Source organism: Streptomyces sp. Ac-502 (genome assembly GCF_045222935.1).
Classification (GTDB): domain Bacteria; phylum Actinomycetota; class Actinomycetes; order Streptomycetales; family Streptomycetaceae; genus Streptomyces; species Streptomyces monomycini.
In genome coordinates this window covers 8,579,834-8,597,717 of the sequence record NZ_JBHFFO010000001.1, presented here as the reverse complement: position 1 = coordinate 8,597,717, position 17,884 = coordinate 8,579,834, and the positions used below count along the sequence as shown (strand labels likewise).

12 protein-coding genes and 4 pseudogenes are annotated in these 17,884 nt (G+C 74.2%); 4 read left to right on the top strand and 12 right to left on the bottom strand.

What is annotated here, in order from left to right; all coding sequences use genetic code 11:
- Positions 1-83: 83 nt before the first annotated feature.
- Both ACEXOX_RS39035 and ACEXOX_RS39030 read right to left on the bottom strand, forming a co-directional pair.
- Positions 84-2,177 carry a DUF5107 domain-containing protein gene (locus ACEXOX_RS39035; protein ID WP_406525475.1) on the bottom strand — a complete coding sequence of 698 codons (2,094 nt, stop codon included), beginning with the start codon at positions 2,175-2,177 and terminating at the stop codon, positions 84-86.
- 182 nt (positions 2,178-2,359) lie between these two features.
- Positions 2,360-3,264: pseudogene (locus ACEXOX_RS39030) on the bottom strand (arginase family protein).
- A gap of 193 nt (positions 3,265-3,457) precedes the next feature.
- On the opposite strand from ACEXOX_RS39030, the gene ACEXOX_RS39025 reads away from it, so the two are divergent.
- The gene (locus ACEXOX_RS39025) at positions 3,458-3,793 is read left to right on the top strand and encodes a DUF6204 family protein (RefSeq protein ID WP_406525474.1); all 336 of its coding nucleotides are present in this window, start codon (positions 3,458-3,460) and stop codon (positions 3,791-3,793) included.
- Positions 3,794-3,854: 61 nt separating this feature from the next.
- Here the strand turns inward: ACEXOX_RS39025 and ACEXOX_RS39020 are convergent, their stop codons facing one another.
- The 4 genes from ACEXOX_RS39020 to ACEXOX_RS39005 all read right to left on the bottom strand — a co-directional run bounded on the left by ACEXOX_RS39020 (position 3,855) and on the right by ACEXOX_RS39005 (position 6,800).
- Positions 3,855-4,289 carry a glyoxalase superfamily protein gene (locus ACEXOX_RS39020; protein ID WP_406525473.1) on the bottom strand — a complete coding sequence of 145 codons (435 nt, stop codon included), beginning with the start codon at positions 4,287-4,289 and terminating at the stop codon, positions 3,855-3,857.
- The gene (locus ACEXOX_RS39015) at positions 4,289-4,831 is read right to left on the bottom strand and encodes a GNAT family N-acetyltransferase (RefSeq protein ID WP_030020448.1); all 543 of its coding nucleotides are present in this window, start codon (positions 4,829-4,831) and stop codon (positions 4,289-4,291) included. Before ACEXOX_RS39015 ends, ACEXOX_RS39020 begins: the two co-directional genes overlap by 1 nt.
- A gap of 130 nt (positions 4,832-4,961) precedes the next feature.
- Positions 4,962-5,723 (bottom strand): 4'-phosphopantetheinyl transferase family protein, encoded by a 762-nt coding sequence (locus ACEXOX_RS39010; RefSeq protein WP_406525472.1) that lies wholly within the window; start codon positions 5,721-5,723, stop codon positions 4,962-4,964.
- A 105-nt stretch (positions 5,724-5,828) separates the two neighbouring features.
- A complete protein-coding gene (locus ACEXOX_RS39005; protein WP_406525471.1) occupies positions 5,829-6,800 on the bottom strand; it encodes a DUF2867 domain-containing protein in 972 nt (323 codons plus the stop codon).
- A gap of 51 nt (positions 6,801-6,851) precedes the next feature.
- On the opposite strand from ACEXOX_RS39005, the pseudogene ACEXOX_RS39000 reads away from it, so the two are divergent.
- The 3 genes and pseudogenes from ACEXOX_RS39000 to ACEXOX_RS38990 all read left to right on the top strand — a co-directional run bounded on the left by ACEXOX_RS39000 (position 6,852) and on the right by ACEXOX_RS38990 (position 9,318).
- Positions 6,852-7,504: pseudogene (locus ACEXOX_RS39000) on the top strand (TetR/AcrR family transcriptional regulator).
- Between the two features lie 377 nt (positions 7,505-7,881).
- Positions 7,882-9,067 (top strand): annotated as a pseudogene (locus ACEXOX_RS38995) (cytochrome P450).
- Positions 9,068-9,120: 53 nt separating this feature from the next.
- Positions 9,121-9,318, top strand: coding sequence for a ferredoxin (locus ACEXOX_RS38990; RefSeq protein ID WP_406525470.1), 198 nt, complete (start codon positions 9,121-9,123; stop codon positions 9,316-9,318).
- On the opposite strand, the pseudogene ACEXOX_RS38985 reads toward ACEXOX_RS38990, so the two are convergent.
- From ACEXOX_RS38985 to ACEXOX_RS38960, 6 genes and pseudogenes are all read right to left on the bottom strand, one after another.
- A pseudogene (locus ACEXOX_RS38985) lies at positions 9,302-11,100 on the bottom strand (CocE/NonD family hydrolase). The gene ACEXOX_RS38990 and the pseudogene ACEXOX_RS38985 overlap by 17 nt on opposite strands.
- A 333-nt stretch (positions 11,101-11,433) precedes the next feature.
- Complete coding sequence (locus ACEXOX_RS38980; protein WP_406526610.1) at positions 11,434-12,354, bottom strand: LD-carboxypeptidase; 921 nt, start codon at positions 12,352-12,354, stop codon at positions 11,434-11,436.
- 43 nt (positions 12,355-12,397) lie between these two features.
- Positions 12,398-14,389, bottom strand: a complete 1,992-nt coding sequence (locus ACEXOX_RS38975; protein WP_406525469.1) for a prolyl oligopeptidase family serine peptidase — start codon at positions 14,387-14,389, stop codon at positions 12,398-12,400.
- Positions 14,390-14,576: 187 nt separating this feature from the next.
- A complete protein-coding gene (locus ACEXOX_RS38970; RefSeq protein WP_406525468.1) occupies positions 14,577-15,935 on the bottom strand; it encodes a M20/M25/M40 family metallo-hydrolase in 1,359 nt (452 codons plus the stop codon).
- On the bottom strand, positions 15,928-16,761 hold the full coding sequence (locus tag ACEXOX_RS38965) for a M55 family metallopeptidase (RefSeq protein WP_406526609.1): 834 nt from the start codon (positions 16,759-16,761) through the stop codon (positions 15,928-15,930). Before ACEXOX_RS38965 ends, ACEXOX_RS38970 begins: the two co-directional genes overlap by 8 nt.
- A gap of 246 nt (positions 16,762-17,007) precedes the next feature.
- Positions 17,008-17,721 carry a helix-turn-helix domain-containing protein gene (locus ACEXOX_RS38960; protein WP_406525467.1) on the bottom strand — a complete coding sequence of 238 codons (714 nt, stop codon included), beginning with the start codon at positions 17,719-17,721 and terminating at the stop codon, positions 17,008-17,010.
- Positions 17,722-17,884 lie beyond the last annotated feature (163 nt).

Genomic DNA, 17,884 nt, shown 5'->3' with positions numbered 1-17,884 from the left:
GGCCGGGGGCCGGGGCCGGGCGGCGTGCGCGCACAGCACACAGCACCCATCCTCGCCCGCACCCTATGCACCTTTGGCGGCTTTCACGCGCTTCCCACTGCCCGCATCCGGAATTCATAACGGTCCGGAAGGGGATGCTCCGCACGCGCCCGGGCCCGGACGTCGGGCGTGACGGGCCGGGTTCCCGCGATCAGGGCTTCGGCGACGGCGTACCAGGTGTCGCTGAGGGTTTCGTCGCCCTCCCGCAGGTCGGGAACGTCGAAGCCGCGGTCGAAGACGGCGCGGGCCGCGTGCGCGTCCCCCTGGGCGAGGGCCACCTGGGCCGTCAGCAGGGCGAGACGGCCGTCACCGCGGGCCGCCTCGGGCAGCCGGCCGAGAGCGGCCGCGGCTTCGTCGGCGCGGCCGGCGGCGAGCAGCGCGGGGACCGCGGCGCGCACCAGGGCGGGGAGGAGAGGCCCGATGCGGCCCGTGGCGCCCACGGGGGCCGCACCGTCCACGCCCTCCGCACCGTCCACGCCCTCCGCACCGTCCGCACCGTCCGCAGGCTCCTCGTCGGGTACGCACGCCAGCGCCTCGGCATAGCGTTGCGCCGCGCGCGCCGTTTCGCCGGCGGTCTCCTCCGCGACGGCGAGGCAGTAAAGCGGCCGGCAGTCCGCTCCGTGGGCCAGGGCCCGTTCCCAGCTGCGGACGGCCTGGGCCCGGTCGCCCGCGTGCCACTGCGCGATGCCGAGGTGGTAGTCGGTGCCGGGTCCGGGCGGCGCGGACTCCAGCAGGTCGCGCCACGGCGCGGCGACCAGGGGCGCCGCGGGCACACCGCCGCCGCGCGGGAAGTCGCCGGTGTGCAGCAGCGTCAGCCAGGGGCGCTGGTCGGGGCCGACGGTCGACTCGGCGAAGGGGGTGCCGGGCAGGTCGTGGCCGGTACGGGCCCGTTCCAGGGCTCCCCAGCCGGAGCCGGTGGCCAGCATCTCCTTCGGCTCGGCGTCGGCGTACGGCCGCCAGGCGGCGAAGGCCGCGTCGACCTGCGCGCGCGGCAGTACCGCTTCGAGCCGGTCGCCGGTCGCGCGGCGGGCCGCGGCCCAGTCGGTGCCGTGCACCACGGCCGGGTCGGCGGCGAGCGGTCCGTACGCCTCCAGCCAGGCGAATTCCGCGCCGCCTTCGAGGCGTACGTGCTCCAGCTGGGTGCGGGCCAGCCCCGCCTGGATCTCCGCGTAACCGCCGGTACCGGGCTCGGTGAGCCACTGCTGCCAGCGCCGCCCGGCGCGTCCGGCGCCCCACAGGAACAGCTTGCGGCCGCGCAGCGTGTCGGTGGAGGTGTGGACGAGGCCGTGCCCGGCGCCGTCGAGCGAGGCGATCCAGCGGCGGTCGCCGTCCGGGATCTCGTAGAAGTAGTCGGCGGGATGCTCGCTGCGCAGCGGGTACGTGCGGTCGGTGCCGTCCGACTCCGGTACGGGCACGCGACGCAGCGTGCGCTCGTACCCGAAGTGCCAGGCGTCGTCCGCGGGGGCGAGGACGCGGGTGTGCTCGTCCTCCGGGACGGCGATGTTGGACCACCAGTAGGCGGGCACCGCGTTCAGATGCGGGTTGCGGACGCGGACGCCGACGAGGAGGAAGTCGGAGCCTTCCGGAAGCCAGAGGTCCACCTGGAAGGGGAGGTCGCGCAGCCGCTCCCACTCCCACAGGCGCAGCATCTCGCCGCCGCCGGGCGCCGGTACGGTCGCGGCGTGCACGGGGGCGCAGGACAGGGCGGTGTGTCCGGTGGCGCCGGTGTTCCACTCGATGCCGCCGGAGATCCAGGCGCCGTTGAGGGCGAAGTTGGCGGGTTGCAGCACGGGGTTGCGGTAGAGCAGTTCGCGGTCGGTGGGCTTGTGGTACAGGGAGTGCACACGGCCGCCCAGGCCCGGCAGGACGGTGGCGCGGAGCCGGTCGTTCTCGATGACGAGGGCGTCGAGGGTGGTCTCGGCGCGCGTACGGCCGTAGCCGTCGTGGACGGCGACGGGCAGCAGCGAGTCCAGTGGGGCGTAGCGGAGCTGGCGGGCCATGTCGGGCGGCAGTTCCAGGCCCTCGGGCAGCTCGACGCGGTGGACGTCGCCCGGTGCGCGGACGGCGGGCAGCGGGCCGGCCGGGCCGACGGGCGCCGCGGGAAGGGTCAGGGTCGTGCGTCGTACGCCAGTGGCCACGGCTGCCTCGCAAGGTTGTACCGGGCCACCTCGGGTGCGGTGGCCGCCTGTTGACCATGGAACCCTGTCGGCGCGTGCCTGGAAAGGGCCTGTTGAGGCCATGTGTACCGGCGCCCGCTGTCGCATGCCGGTCCCGCGGCGGCCAGGAACGGTCAGAAGTGGCCGGAGACGACCAGCGGCGGTCAGGGTTGCGTGAGGACGCTTTCCAGGAGGTCGGCGAGCAGGGCCGCCCCGGTTCCTTCCGGGTCGAGGTCCGGGTCGTAGATGGTGAGGTCGAGCCCCGCGCAGCGCGGTGAGGCCGTCAACGGGGCGAGCAGTTCGCGCAGTTCCTCCGTGGACAGACCACCGGGGTCGGGGCTGTCGACGGCGGGCATCACCGACGGGTCGAGCACATCGGCGTCCAGGTGGATCCAGAAGCCGTCCGGTGCCGTGTCCTGGAGGTCGCGCAGGGTCCTGCGGGCGACGGCCTCCGGGCCCTGCCGCCGGATCTCGCCGGCCGTGCGGTGGGCGATGCCCAGCGAGGCCAGTTCGGCGCGGTCCTCGTCGTCGTCGCGGATGCCGATGATGTGCAGGTCACTGTCGCGTACGTACGGTCCGAGGTCGTCGATGCCGGTGAGGTCGGCCTGTCCGCGGCCGGTGATCTGGGCGGCTCCTCACCGGCCGCCGCCCCGACGGGGCCGGTGCGGTCGGTGTTGCCCGGGTGGCGGAAGTCGCCGTGCCCGTCGAGGTAGGCGACGCCGTACCGGCCGGCGCGGCGCAGGCCCAGGACGGCACCGAGCAGGATGGAGCAGTCGCCGCCCAGCAGGACCGGGAACTCGCCCGCGCGCACGTGCGCTTCGACCCGGGCGGCGAGCCGGCGGGTGTAGTCCGCGATGGCGGCGGCGTTGAAGTCGCCCTCGCCTTCCCGCCAGCCGCCGAGGTCGTAACGGGGCGGCGTCACGACGCCGCCTTCCAGGGCGCCGAGCCGCCGTAGCAGCCCCTGTTCGCGCAGGGCGCCCGCCAGCTTGTAGCAGCCGGGCACGGTGCCGGGCACCGGAGGGCGCAGCCCGAGGTTGGACGGGGCGTCGAGGAGGACGATGCGGCGCATCCGGCCATCCCACCGCACCGGCCCGCGGACTTCAACCGGGTTTCGGCGGTGCGGGACGGGTGGCGAGGGGTGCCGCGCCGCGGTGCGGGACAGGTGGCGGGCGGGTGCCACGCGGCGGCTCCGCATGCCGTACCGTTGCAAGCGCATCGGTACGGCGAGGGCCGCCGCGCCGGCGACGAGACGAGGGACGGCGATGGCGACGGAGCACACCTACCGGGTGATCGTGCGGGGCCGGTGGGACGGGCTGACGGACGAGGCCAGGGGCAGGCTGCTGGCCGAGGTGGACGACCACGGCCCGGCACAGCTGCGTTTCACGCCCGAGGGCTCGCTCGCCTACGACACGGCGCTGCGGTCGTTCACGTACCGGTACGTGATCGTCTCGGACGCGGCGGACGGCGAGGAGCTGGCGGCCGCCCTCGCCGAGGAGAAGGCGGAGGCGGCACTGACGGCGGCCGGATACGGCTACCGGGACCTGCGCTCGTCCGCCACCGACATGGACACCATGAAGGTCAACCGCAAGGGACGCTGAAGCGGGTGCCGGGCGGATGCAGGTGGGCCGGACTCCATGCGGCCGGCCTCCCGGCGGCCGCTCACCGCGCCGGCGCCTCGTCCCCGTCCGCCGGCGGCTCGTTGAACCGCAGCTGGTTGCCGAACGGGTCGGTGACGGTGAGCGACAGCCCGATCTCGCCGTCCTCCTCCAGGCCGGGCTTCTGGAACGGGTAGTCTTTCGCCGCCAGTTCGGCGTGCAGCGCCCGTACGCCGCTCAGCTCGGCGTACACCACCGAGCCCGGCGTACCGTCCCCGTGGTGCTCGGACAGGTGCAGGACCAGGCCGCCGCGGGACACCTGCGTGTAGAGCGGCAGGTCCGGCGCGAAGCGGTGCTCCCAGTCGACGGCGCAGCCCAGGTAGCCGAGGTAGAACGCGTGCGCCTTGGCCACGTCGAAGACGCGCAGCACCGGAACGGGGTGCCGGAAGGCGATCCGGGCGGTGACCCCGGAGGCGATCTCGGAGGTGATCTCGGACATCAGGTCCTTTCGAACATGTCACTGGTGATGGCCCAGCGTTCGTGGTCCCGCCAGGCGCCGTCGATGAACAGGAAGTCGGGCGAGTAGCCTTCCAGCCGGCAGCCCGCGCGCTTGACCAGGGCGATCGAGCGTTCGTTGGCCGGCTGGATGTTGATCTCCAGGCGGTGCAGCCCCAGCTCGCCGAAGGCGTGTCCCATGGCGAGCCGCAGCCCCTCGCTCATCAGCCCCCGCCCGGCGGCGTGCGCGAACGCGCCGTACCCCACCGCCCCGCAGCGGAACGCGGCGTGCACGATGTTGTTGACGGTCAGGAAGCCGGCGATCCGGCCGCTCTCCAGCTCACAGATCAGGAACCCTTCACGCGAGGGCTCCTGGAGCTTGGCGAAGTAGCTGTCGTAGGCCGCGTCGGTGGTCGGCGAGGAGAGCCACGGCCGCTGCAGCCGTACGCTCTCCCGGGCCCGCGCCGTGAACTCCGCGCGGTCCGCCGCCGTGAAGTGCCGGAGCCCGACCCGCGGGCCGGTGGCGAGGTAGCGATCGTCAGCCATCGTCCGATCGTACGAAGTGGCGGGCCCGGCCGCCAGGTATATCGATCGTACGAGCGAGTCGTCGCCTCGGCGGCCCGGCGGAAGCCAGGATGCGAACGGTCAGTCTCCGGGCCGCTTCGGTCAGGACCGGTCAGTGAGTGACAGCCGCCGCACGGATCGCGCAGGCCGCCGCGTACCCCTCCGGGACGGCCACGTCCGCCATCTCCCACCCCGGCACGGCGACCGGCTCCGGCCCGGCACCGACCAGTGTGGTGGTCATCAGATCGCCCGCCAGACCACTGCCCGTGCCCTTGAGATACGCCTCCTTACGGGTCCAGCAGCGGGCGAACGCGGCCGGCCGCCCGTCCTCGGGCAGGGCGTCCAGCGTCGCGCGCTCCTGCGGGTGCAGCATGCCCGACACCTCCGCCACGGTCCGGGGCGAGGCCGGCTTCTCGATGTCCACGCCGACGGGCGTACGGGCGAAGCCGATCAGCGCCATGTCGCCGGTGTGGGAGAGCGAGAAGTGCAGCGGCGCCCCGGGCCCCGCCAGCGCCGGCCGGCCGTGCGGCTCGTCGCAGCAGGGGCAGGCCTCGCGTACGAACCGTATGCCGGCCGGGTCGCGGTCCAGGTACGCGCCGAGCAGGCGGCGCAGCGCGTTGTGCGAGGTGGCGTAGGTGTCGCGGTCACCGGGCCGGACGAAGGCGGCGGTCCGCTTGCGCTCGGCCGCGTCCAGCACCGCGATGTCGTGCAGCCCGGCCTCGGGCACGCTGCGGACCAGCCACAGCGACACCTCCCGGGCGCCGTCCGCCGGCAGCGGGTCCGGCAGCGCGGACGCGTCGTACACCTCGGGGGTCAGGGCAGGCCGCACGGCGCCGCTCTCCTCGCTCGGGGCCCAGGTTTCGCCCGTGGTCATCGGTCGCACTCCCTCGTCGTCGTCCTGCGCGGCCGCCCGGAGTCGTCCGGGCCGTCCGTCCGTCGGCGGCCCGTGCGGACGGCCCGGCGCGGGTGCCGGGAGCCGTTACGGCCGCGTCCGGTGACCGTACCCGGCGCGCGGGGCGCGTGCCCCCGACCCCCGCTCCCCCGCGCTCGGCGCGGCCAGCGCCAAGCGGCGGTGCGTACGGCGGAGCATCGCCCGGGCCAGGACGGGGTGTACGCGCCGGACGACCGCGAAGTAGAGCCGCCCACCGGTGTGGTGGGTGCGCACGACCGTACTGAGCGTCACCCGGCCACCATGGCCCGCGGTCCGCCCGTCCGCCCCCTCGGCCGGACTCTCGACCAGGAGCGACGCCCGGAAGTCCAGGTGTCGGGCGTCCTTGCCCAGCAGGATCTCCCCGCCGTCCTCGGTAGTGGCGCGGCCCTTCTCGGGGAACGCGCCGCGCAGCACGCCCTTCCAGGCCGCCGGGTCGCGCGGCATGCCGGGCGGCAGCGGCAGTTGCCAGGCGTCCTGGAAGTCCGTACGCGCGAAGGCGGTACGGGCCAGCCGGGCGGCGGGCGGGACGGGTACGGCGACGGGGCGCTCCCACAGGAGCCGGTTCAGCAGCAGCACCCACCGCGAGCGGCGGACCGAAGTGCGGACCGTGCCGGTGGCGGCGCGTTCGACGTTGTCGAGCACCTCCTCGACGACGGTGGCGTGCAGCCGGCGGATCGCGAGCAGCCACACCACCCGCCGCGCGCCCCCGAGCCGGTCCTCCAGGACGTGGGTCACCCGGCAGCTGCCGGCGCCGAGCGGGGTCACCTCGAAGGCGTGGTGGCCGCCCCCGGGGAAGTCGAACCGGACGTGGCGGCCGGGCTCGTAGGCGGTGACGCGGTAGCGCACGAAGCCGTGGCCGCCGGTCGCGCCGACACCCAGCGGGCGGTCGAAGCGCATGGCGGGCCAGACGGGCACCGGGAAGAGCGGGTCGTCGTCGCCGGCCAGCCGGTCGAGCAGGGCTCCGACCGTGGCGGCGGGGGCCTGGACGGTGCGGGTGTGGACATCGCGGACCGTGCGCATCGGGCACCTCCATACGGTGGCGTATGTTTGACCGTACGGTAGCGTACGGTCATGGCGCGACGGAGCACGGACGATCCTCAAGTCCCCCACGGCAGCCCCTCGGACGGACCCCGCCGCGGCAGGAAGACCGGCGGCGCCGTCGGCGGCCGACGCCGCCTGACCGCCGAGGACTGGGCCGCGGCCGCCCTCGCGGCCATCGGCGAAGGCGGCCTGGCGGCGGTGGCCGTCGAGCCGATCGCCACCCGCCTCGGCACCACGAAGGGCAGCTTCTACTGGCACTTCGCCAACCGGGACGCGCTGGTCGACGCCGCGCTGGAGCGCTGGGAGCAACTGCACACCGAGGCCGTCATCCGCACGGTCGAGGCCGAACCCGACCCGGAGCGGCGGCTGCGCGGCCTGTTCGCGCACGCGTCCGCCGCGTCGGCCGCGGACCCGCTGGAGGTCTCCTCCTGGCGACGGCGGCGGAGCCGCGCGTCGCGGCGGCCCTGCGCCGGGTGACGGACCGCCGGGTCGGCTATGTCGCCGGCCTGTTCGCCGCGCTGGGCTTCCCGGCGGCCGAGGCGCACCGCCGGGGCCTGCTCGCGTACACGGCGTATCTCGGCCACACCCAGCTGGGGCACGCCGCCCCGGAGAGCCTGCCCGGCGGGACGGACCGCGACCGTTACCTGGACTCGGTGATCGACACGCTGCTCTGCCGGGAGTGACCGCAAGAGACCGGGCGAAGCTGGTCCACCCGACAGCGACCTGACGCAACTGAAGGCAACCGGCAGCGACCGGGCGCGACCGAAAGCAACCGACAGCGACCGATAACGGCTGCCGGCGACCGGAACTGTCCGCCGCCACCCGGCACCTCACGGCGCGGCCGGACTTGGCCGGTCTGGGCATGGACGTATTACGTGCATAGGACATGGAGTGGAAGGTGGTCCGGGCCGGACCATCTCCGTCCCACCGCCGCCTCGCCGCTGCCCGGCTCCGCCCGTCCACTCCCCCGCCCTTATCTCCCCCCGACCCGCCGTCCGCCAGCCTTGTCACAGGAGCCCATCACCCCCGTCGCCCACCCAGCCTTCCGCCAGGAGGTCCCATGACCGAGGCTCTGCCCTTCCCGCAGGACCGCACCTGCCCCTACCAGCCGCCCGTCGGATACCAGCCGTTGCGCGACGCCCGGCCGCTGGCCCGTGTGACGCTCTACAACGGCCGCACCGCCTGGGTGGTGACCGGCCACGCCGAGACCCGGGCGCTGCTCACCGACCCGCGCCTGTCCGCCGACCGGCAGAATCCGGCGTTCCCCTCCCCGCGCCGCGCTTCGAGTCCCTGCGCGCCGTGCGGACCCCGCTGCTGGGCGTCGACGACCCCGAACACAACACGCAGCGCCAGATGCTGATACCGAGCTTCAGCCTCAAGCGCGTCGCCGCGCTGCGCCCCCGTATCCAGGAGATCGTCGACCGGCTGCTGGACGCCATGGAGGAGCAGGGCCCCCGGCGGAACTGGTGTCCGCCTTCGCGCTGCCCGTGCCGTCCATGGTGATCTGCTCGCTGCTGGGCGTCCCGTACGCCGACCACGAACTCTTCGAGGAGCTGTCCCGCACCCTCCTGCAGAGCGTCGATCCGTGGGAGATCACCGACGCCCGTGACCGGCTGGAGGACTACTTCACCGGCCTGGTGGCCCACAAGCGCGAACAGCCGGGCGACGGCCTCCTGGACGAGCTGATCGCCGAGCGTCTGGAGACCGGCGAGGTGGGTCACCGCGAACTGGTGCGGATGGCCTTGCTGCTGCTGGTGGCCGGCCACGAGACCACCTCCAACATGCTCTCCCTGGGCACCTTCACGCTGCTGGAGCACCCGGAGCAGTACGCCGCGCTGCGCGCCGACCCGTCGCTGCTCCCGGACGCGGTGGAGGAATTGCTGCGGTTCCTGTCGATCGCCGACGGGGTGGTGCGGGTGGCGACCGGGGACATCGAGGTCGGCGGCGAGACGATCCGGGCGGACGACGGCGTCATCTTCTCCACCTCGGTCGTCAACCGGGACGACGCCGCCTACGACGCGCCGGACACCCTGGACTGGCAGCGCTCCGCCCGCCACCACGTGGCCTTCGGTTTCGGCGTCCACCAGTGCCTGGGCCAGAACCTGGCCCGCGCGGAGATGGAGATCGCCTTCGGGACGCTCTTCGCCCGCTTCCCCGGCCTGCGGCTGGTGGTGCCCGCCGCCGAGGTCCCCCACAAGCCCGGCCACACCCTCCAGGGCCTGGTCGAACTGCCCGTCACCTGGTGAGCGGGCGGCCGGCCGTGCCCGGTGTGCCCGCCGACGAACGGAAGAGAGCCGCCATGAAGATCGACATCGATACGTCCGTGTGCATCGGCTCCGGCCAGTGCGCGCTGACCGCGCCGGGAGTGTTCACACAGGACGACGAGGGGTTCAGCGCCCTGCTGCCGGGCCGCGAGGACGGCGCGGGCGACCCGCTGGTACGGGAGGCCGCCCGCGCCTGCCCGGTCCAGGCCATCACGGTCACCGAGTCTCCATGACCACCGGCAGTTCGAGCGTGCCGGTCCGCTCGCGGGAGCTGCGTACGGTCACCGGCTTGCCGCCGCGGTTGCCGAAGTACGCGTTGTCGCTGGCGGCCACCACGAAGCGCAGCCGGTGCCCCGGCTCGAAGCGGTGCACGATCGCGGGCAGGTCGACGGTGAACTCCTGGTCACGTCCGGCACCCGGACCGGCGCCACCAGGCGGTGGACCAGCGTCTTGCCGCCGTTCGGCGCCACGTCGTAGAGCTTGGCGAACAGGACCAGCCGGTCGGCCGCGTCGCCGGAGCGCTGCACCCGCTCGGCCTCGGGCGAACGGACTCGGAGGGTGGCCCGCGGCGCGCCGACCACGTCCACGGGCCGCCCCCGTACCGGGTCGGACGTCCAGTCCAGGTAGGTGCCCCGGGTGTCGTACGGCTTGGGGTTGGGCAGCCTGAGGAGTTCGGCCAGCGAACTCTCCGAATGGTTGGACGAGACCCGCCAGTTGCGGTACGAGCGGCTGCCGGGCACCACGTCGGCGCGGCTGCCCACCAGCTTGCCGTCGCCGGAGAGGTACAGCCGGTGCGGGATGCCCTCGGGGAAGACCTCCGAGGTGCCGTACACCGGGCCGTGGCGCACCCAGTCCCGGTAGTACGCGAAAGCCGGCCCCGTGTCGGTGTCCCACTCGTGCCGCAGATACCGGCCGAACCACGCGAGGACCCGCCGCCCGACGTAGCTGCTCTCGAAGTTCCCCTTCGACAGGTCGAGTTCGCCTTCCGCGGGGTCGGCCATGCCGCCGCTGTGCCCCCAGGACTGCCAGATCATCGCGGTGTCGGTGCCCTGCGCCCGCAGGGTCTCGAACGTCGCGGCCGCCTCGTTGAGGGTGAAGAGGGTGTCCGCCTGCCCCTGTACGAGCAGGGTCGGTGTGCGGACCGAGCCGAGGTAGGAGGCCGGGGAGACGCTGCGCGTGTAGCGGAGCACGGCTTCCGTGCGGGCGGCCGGGTAGCGGCCGGAGTTCAGCAGCTTCTTGGTCTCGCACGCCTGCGCGACGAAGTGCACGCAGCCCGAGCCGCCGCCGCGCGAGGGGTCCAGGCGCGGACGCAGCAGGCCCTGTGCCTCCCCGATGAGGTAGAAGCCGTTGGTCCACTGGTACTTGTAGACGCCCGGCCCGGGGCCCGTCACACCGGAGGTGCGGTCGGCGGTGTTGGGCGCCATGGCGTACCCGAGGTCGTGCCAGGTGATCAGCGGGACCAGCGCGTCCAGCCGCCGGTCCACGGAGGCGGTGGCCAGCTGGATGGCGCCGCCGTACGAGCCGCCGAACATACCGACCCGCGGGTCCCGGGGGCCGTCCATGGCGACGTAGTCGACCCGTGTCCCGTCCCGCGCCGTCCGCTGCCCGGCCAGGAAGTCGAGGATGCGGCTCGCCGCCCGTCCGTCGATGCGCGGGTCGTCGAGGGAGATCGGGCAGCCGGTACGGCCGAAGCCGAGGCCGGAGTAGGCCAGCGCGACATAGCCGCGGACGGCGAAGGCGCGGGCGATCGCGTCGGTGGAGCCGTCCGACTTGCTGCCGCCGAACCCGTTGGTGGTCAGGACGGCGGGCGCCGGATGCGCGGCGTCCACGCCCGTCGGGCGGTACAGATCGGCGTCGAGCGTGCAGTCGCGGCCGCCGGCCCGCACCGGCAGTTTCAGGGCGGTGACGGAGTACCCGGGGTGCCGGCTGCCCGCCGCGCCGGCCGTCCCGGCGGCGCTCACCGGCCCGATGAGCGCCGCGCACGCCGCCAGGCACACCGAGGCGGAGACCGGCAGCCGGGCGTGCCGGGTCCGCGCCGCCCGCCGGACGGGCCGGGCCGCGGCGCGGGGCAGGGCTCTGGACACGCTGGGCACGCAGACCTCCACAAAGGCACGCCGCACCAAGCGGTCGGTGACGGCCGGCTCATGTCGTGACACGAGTAACAAAGGTGACGACGCTCGCACCGGGGATTGTCTCCCGAGCCACGCCAGGTCCATCCGAAAGGCTCCGCCCGCACCACCCGATGGGCTGCACGAACACCGGGGCCGGGCTCCGGCGGACCACCCGTACGGGTAAGGCGCCGGGAACGCGGTGGGAAGGCCGTATCGCTCGTCCGGGTGGCTCCGGTGTCAGAAGCGTTCCCGCAGCGCCGGCACGTCGTACGTGAGGGTTCCGGCCGTCGCGTCCAGTTCCGCCCGTACGCCCAGCGGCAGGGTGAGCGCCGAGTCGCCGTGCCCGAACCCGAACTCCTCCGCCACCGGGACGCCGAGCGGCCCGAGGCGGTCCAGCAGCACCGCGCGGATCTCCTCGTACGGGCCGCAGCGGGCCCACGAGCCGAGGACGACGCCCGCGACGCCGGACAGCCATCCGGCGCGCAGCAGCTGGGTCAGCGCGCGGTCGACGCGGTACGCGGGCTCACCCACGTCCTCCAGGAGGAGCAGGCCGCCGCCCGCGCCCGCGCGCGCGTGCGGTGTGCCGAGGTCGGCGGCGAGCAGGGACAGGCAGCCGCCGAGGGTGACGCCGCTCGCCCGCCCCGGTACCAGTGGCCGGGCGGTCGGTGAGGTGACGGTCCGCACCGAAGCGGGCTCGAAGAGCGTGCGCCGCAGGTGTTCGCGGGTCGGCTCGTCCTTGAGGAACACCTCGCCCGCGACGGCCGGGCCGTGCAGCGTGGCCACCCCGGCGCGCACCGCGAACGCCTCGTGCAGCGCGGTGACGTCGCTGAAGCCGACCAGCGGCTTGGGGCCGTGGGCGCGGAAGGCGGCCCGCACGGCCGCCCAGTCCACGAGGCCGGCCATGCGCTGCGCGCCGTAACCGCCGCGCGCGGCGAACACCGCCGCGATGCCCGGGTCGCACAGCGCCTCCTGGAAGTCACGGGCGCGCTCCCCGTCCGTGGCGGCCAGGTACGGCAGGGTGGCGTGCCGGCCGCGTACGTGGGGCGCCTCGACCGGTTCGAGGTCCCAGCCGCGCAGCAGATCGGCCCCGGCGTCCAGCCGCTCCGGGGCGACCGGGCCGCTCGGCGCGACCAGGGCGACCCGGTCGCCGGGCGCCAGGTACCGGGGCGCTCCGCCGTCCGCGTACGGGCGTGACCGGCCGTCACTTCGTCAGTTCCAGCACCGGGACGTCCGTACGGTCGATGCCGAAGGCCTGGACGTACAGCGACAGTTCCGCCTCCACGGCGCGGACCATGGTCTCCGCGCGGCGGAAGCCGTGGCCCTCGCCCTCGAACGCCAGATAGGCGTGGGCGACGCCGTGCCGGCTGACCTCGGCGAGGAAGGGTTCGCACTGACCGGGCGGGCAGACGGCGTCGTCGAGGCCCTGGAGGAGCAGGAAGGGGGCGGTGATCCGGTCCGCGTGCCGCAGCGGGGAGCGCTCGCGGTAGCGGTCGGGCACCTCGGCGTGCGGGCCGATCAGGCTCTCCAGGTACCGCGACTCGAAGTCGTGGGTGCCGTCCACGGTCCAGCCCACCAGGTCGAGGACCGGGTAGCTGATCGAGGCGCAGGCGTACAGGTCGGTCGTCACGAGCGAGGCCGCGGCGGTCCAGCCGCCCGCGCTGCCGCCGCGGACCGCGAGCCGGTGCCGGTCGGCGGTGCCCTCGTCGGCCAGCGCCTCGGCGACGGCGGCGCAGTCCTCGACGTCCACCACGCCCCACTGCTCGCGCAGCCGCTCACGGTAGGCGCGTCCGTAGCCGGTGGAGCCGCCGTAGTTGACCTCCGCGACACCGATGCCGCGGGAGGTGAAGTAGGCGATCGTCAGGTTCAGCACGAGCGGGGTGCGGCCGGTGGGTCCACCGTGCGCCCAGACGACGTAGGGCGGCAGTTCGCCGTCGGGGGCGCGGTGTCCCGGGCTGTGCGGCGGATAGATGTGGGCGTGGATGTCGCGGCCGTCCGGGCCGGTGAAGGTGCGGATCTGCGGCTCGGGGTAGTACACCGGGTCCACCGCGTCGGTGTGCCGGGCCGCGATCACCCGGGCCCGGCCCGTGCAGGTGTCCAGTTCCACGATCTCGAACGCGCTGCGCGGGCTGGCGGCGACGCCGACCACCCGGCTGCCGTGCACGGCGAGCGTGGACGCCCACTCCGTCCACGGCCCGGCCGCGTCCACCAGTTCGCCGCTGACCGGGTCGAGGATGCCGAGCGTCATGGCGCCACGGCCGTGCACCACCGCGATCGTGCCGCCCTCCAGCGGCAGGAACCAGCGCACCCCGAGCTGCCACAGCGGGCCGCCGAACTCCTCCTGGCGGGGGCGGCACAGGCGGGTGCCCGGGGTCCCGGCCGCGTCCGGGTCGGCGCGGCGCAGTTCCCACCAGCCGTCGGCGTCGGAGACGTACAGCAGCGTGCCGTCCGCATCCCACTCGATCTGCGGTACGGACTCCTCGGTGCCGCCGGCGAACGTCCGTACGCCGATGAACGCCCCGTCGTCGGTGATGTCGGCGAGCAGCACGACCGTGCCGTCCCACGGCATCCTCGGGTGGTCCCAGGCGATCCACGCGGCCCGCCGTCCGTCCGGCGAGATCCGCGGGCCGGTGACGAAACGGTTCCGGTCGTCGCTCAGTTCCCGTACGGCCGCGCGGTCGTCGGCCGCCGAGCCGTCCAGCGGCACCGCGGCGATCACCCGGCGCACGTCGGTCGGCCGGGGGCCGGTGAACTCCTCCAGGACGCACCACACCTCGCCCCGGTCCAGCCGCAGCACCGGGTCGGCCCAGCGCAGCCCGCCGCCGACGGCGGAGACCGGGGTGAGCGGGCGGGGCGCGGCGTCGCCGTCCGGCGCGTAGGCGTACAGCCGCTGGTCGGCGAAGTGGCAGAACACCAGGACCGCGCGGCCGTCCGCGTCCACCGCACCGGCCCAGGGCTGGCCGCCGTACTCCATGACCCGGCTGCGGACGTTCCAGGGCGCCGGCAGCGGCGTCTGTTCCGTGCCGTCGGGCCGTCTGCGGACCAGCGCGCGCCGGCCGCCCTCCGCGGGGCGGGCCTCGGTCCACCACACCTCGTCCCCCACCACACCGACGTACTCGGGCCGGCCGTCGTGCTCGGCGACCAGCCGGGCGTCGATCGGGGACGGCCAGGCTCCGTAGGGGGCCGTGGTCACCATGGTGGCGTTCCTCCTTAGGCGTTGGAGCCGCCAAGCCTGTCGTACACGGGCCCGGGCATCAACCCGTACGGTTTTCGCACGGAGGTCCTGTCCTGGCCGGGATCGACCGGTCCGGGCGGGAACGGGCGGGCCACGCCGGGCGGTCGCGGGCCCGGCGGCTCCGGCATTCCTTCAGACGCTCACCCGCTCATCCGGGCTGCGGCCGCCCCGTCGACGCCCGCAGGAAGTGGTCGAGGACCCGCACGCCGAAGTGCAGCGCCTCCACCGGGACGCGCTCGTCGACCCCGTGGAACAGCGCCTGGTAGTCGAAACCTTCGGGCAGCTTGAGCGGCGAGAACCCGTATCCGGCGATGCCCAGCCGGGAGAACTGCTTGGCGTCCGTGCCGCCCGACATGCAGTACGGGACCACATGGCCGTCCGGGTCGAAGCGCTCGATCGCGTCCCGCATCGCCGCGTACGTGGGCGAGTCGACCGGCGCCTGGAGCGCCACCTCGCCGTGGTCGTACGCCCAGGACACCTCGGGCCCGGTCAGCCGGTCCATGGTGGTGCGGAACTCCGCCTCGCCGCCGGGCACCACCCGCCCGTCGACGTACGCGACGGCGTTGCCCGGGATGACGTTGACCTTGTAGCCGGCCTCCAGCATCGTCGGGTTGGCGCTGTTGCGGACCGTCGGCTCGACCAGCGCGGCCGACGGGCCGAGCTTGCTGAGCAGCGTGTCCACGTCGAAGTCCGGGGCGTCCGGACGGGCCTCGATGCCGTGCAGGGCGGCCAGTTCGGTGAGCGCGGCCCGCACGGTGTCGGTCAGGCGTACCGGCCAGCGGTGCTCGCCGATGCGGGCCACGGCCGCCGCGAGCCGGCTGACCGCGTTGGCGCGGTTGACCTTCGAGCCGTGCCCGGCCTTGCCCTCGGCGGTCAGTTTCAGCCAGGCCGTACCCCGCTCCCCCGCCGCGACCGGGTACAGCCGCATCCCGCCGCCCGCGTGGAAGGTGAAGGCACCCGACTCGCTGACGCCCTCCGTGCAGCCCTCGAACAGGCCCGGGTGGTGGTCGGCGAGGAAACCCGAGCCGTCGATGGCGCTGGCCTCCTCGTCGGCCGTGAACGCCAGCACCAGGTCGCGCCGCGGCCGGACGCCGGTACGCGCCCACTGCCGGACGGCCGCGAGCACCATCGCGTCCATGTTCTTCATGTCCACCGCGCCCCGGCCCCAGACGACGCCGTCCTCGACCTCGCCGGAGAACGGGTGCCTGCTCCAGTCGGCGGGCTCGGCGTGCACCACGTCCAGATGTCCGTGCACCAGCAGGGCCGCCGCGCCCGGGTCCGAACCCTCGACGCGCGCGACCACGTTCGTACGGCCCGGACTGCGCTCCAGCAGCACCGGCTCCAGACCGGCCTCGGCGAGCCGCTCCGCGACGTACTCGGCGGCCGGGCGCTCCCGGCAGTCGCCGCCGCCGCGGTTGGTGGTGTCGATACGGATCAGATCGGACGTGAACCGCACGACCTCGTCGAGGGCCCGCCCGTCCACCGCGTCGCCGGCGCTGTCAGCCATATTGCTCCTCCACCGCCGACGACACGACGGTGGTGACCGTCTTGAAGCAGCGGATCGCTTCGTACATGTTCTCGCTGGTGTACGCGACGCGCCGCTCACCGGTGCGCTCGACTCCGGGGACGCAGGACGCCTGGCCCACCAGGTGCTCGGCGTCGAACTCGATCTCCACGGTGAACGGGCCGCCGCGCACCGGTTCGGTGCGCACCGCCAGGGCCGCCGCCTCGCACGCGGCGGCTCTGATGTCCGCCGCCGTACGGGCCGGTGGCCGGCACACGGCCGCGTACCGCGATACGTAGTCCTTGACCGCGACGGCCCGCGCCCCGGGCGCGTACCCGACGGCGTCCTCGCAGGTCCGGTCGTCGCCGGTCACCAGCACCACGGGCACACCGTATTCGGCCACCACCAGGGAGTTGAGGTACCCCTCGCTGGCGCGCGTGCCGTTCACCCACACGCCCGTCAGGGAGTTGGCGAGGTAGGTGTGGGCCAGCACGCCCTCGGTGCCGGCGCCCGCGTGGTAGCCGACGAACGCGACGCCGTCCACGTCGCCGTGCTGGACGCCCTCGACCATGCTGAGCGCCTTGTGCTTGCCGGTGAGCAACTGGGCCCGCTCGTCGAGCTGCTCCAGCAGCAGGTTGCGCATGGACCAGTGGGCCTCGTTGACCAGCACCTCGTCCGCGCCGCCGTCGAAGAACCCGGCGATCGCCGCGTTGACGTCACCGGTGAACACCGGCCGGAACCGCTGCCACTGGGCGTGGCCCGGCAGCACGTCGTCCGGCCAGGTCACTCCGGTGACGCCCTCCATGTCCGCGGAGATGAGGATCTTCACCATGCACCGTCCCGTCACAGCTAGCAGGCGGACCGCTCCGGCACCCGCCCGGCGGACCGCGCCGTCAAGCGCGCCGCCGGGCAGGCTCCCCACCATAACCAGGAGCGGCCATCGCGCTCCCGGCCTCGGCCCAAGTGCGCCCGTACGGCGGGACCGGGCGGGGCCGGAAGCCGGTCCGAGGCCCTTTTGCTGTCATGTACGGACCCGGCGTCGGGGGCCGTGCGGACGCGGCGCCCGGGCGCCGGCTCACCCCCGGGCGGCCTGGCTCTGCCGCCACTGCTCCATGGCTCCCCGGAGGGACTCGCTCACGAGGACGAGGAACGCGGCGCAGGACTCGAAGCGGGCCCCCGCCGGGGTCCCGGCCCCGAGAACCCCGGTCGCCCGCTGCGACGCGGCCAACAGGGCGTCGTTCATCTCCAGCGCCGCCTGGATGGAGCGGAGCCAGACGTCCTCGTCGATGACATAGCGTTCGCGGCGCGCGCCGGCGGCCCGGTCCCGTTCGAGCAGCCCCTGCTGTTCGAGGAAGGCGACGGCGTGCGAGACGGACGCCGGGCTGACCCGGAGCCGTTCGACCAGGTCGGCGGCGGTGAGGGCGCCCGAGTCGGTGACGCAGAGACAGGCCAGCACCCTGGCCGCCATCCGGGGCAGCCCTTGCTGCGCCAGCAGATCGGTGAAGGACTCCGTGAACTCCTGGAGCGCCCGGGGGTCACGCCCATGGCCGCTGTCCAGGACCGGCGGCGCCGGAGGCTGGGGCTGCTTGCGCCGGCGCGCGCGATGCCGCGTGGCCTCGTGCGCCTGGTCCGCCCGGTAGCCCTCGGGCCCTCCGTTACGGGTGACCTCCCGCATGACGGTCGAGGCGGGCCGCTCCAGACGCCGGCCGATCTCCGTGTATCCGAGTCCCTCGGCCAGTCCCGCGGCGATCCGCCGGCGGTCCTCCTCGGTGAGCCTGCCTCCGGGCACGGGTGCTCGTCCTCCCTCTGCCGTCCCGCGCGGTGCTCGGCGCCCGCGCACTCCGCTGCACAGTATGCGTTCGCATGCGGCTCATTGCAATTCCCGCGTCCAGCCGTCCTTGCGTTCAACGTCATAACCATTGCAATTTGCGGCCAAAGAACCCAGCTCTTGC

Excerpts from the sequence above, each read along its gene's own strand:
- ACEXOX_RS39025 (WP_406525474.1), top strand. The coding sequence starts at position 3,458 with ATGGCGACGGAGCACACCTACCGGGTGATCGTGCGGGGCCGGTGGGAC.
- ACEXOX_RS39020 (WP_406525473.1), bottom strand. The coding sequence starts at position 4,289 with ATGTCCGAGATCACCTCCGAGATCGCCTCCGGGGTCACCGCCCGGATC.
- ACEXOX_RS39015 (WP_030020448.1), bottom strand. The coding sequence starts at position 4,831 with ATGGCTGACGATCGCTACCTCGCCACCGGCCCGCGGGTCGGGCTCCGG.
- ACEXOX_RS39010 (WP_406525472.1), bottom strand. The coding sequence starts at position 5,723 with ATGACCACGGGCGAAACCTGGGCCCCGAGCGAGGAGAGCGGCGCCGTG.
- ACEXOX_RS39005 (WP_406525471.1), bottom strand. The coding sequence starts at position 6,800 with ATGCGCACGGTCCGCGATGTCCACACCCGCACCGTCCAGGCCCCCGCC.
- ACEXOX_RS38990 (WP_406525470.1), top strand. The coding sequence starts at position 9,121 with ATGAAGATCGACATCGATACGTCCGTGTGCATCGGCTCCGGCCAGTGC.
- ACEXOX_RS38975 (WP_406525469.1), bottom strand. The coding sequence starts at position 14,389 with ATGGTGACCACGGCCCCCTACGGAGCCTGGCCGTCCCCGATCGACGCC.
- ACEXOX_RS38970 (WP_406525468.1), bottom strand. The coding sequence starts at position 15,935 with ATGGCTGACAGCGCCGGCGACGCGGTGGACGGGCGGGCCCTCGACGAG.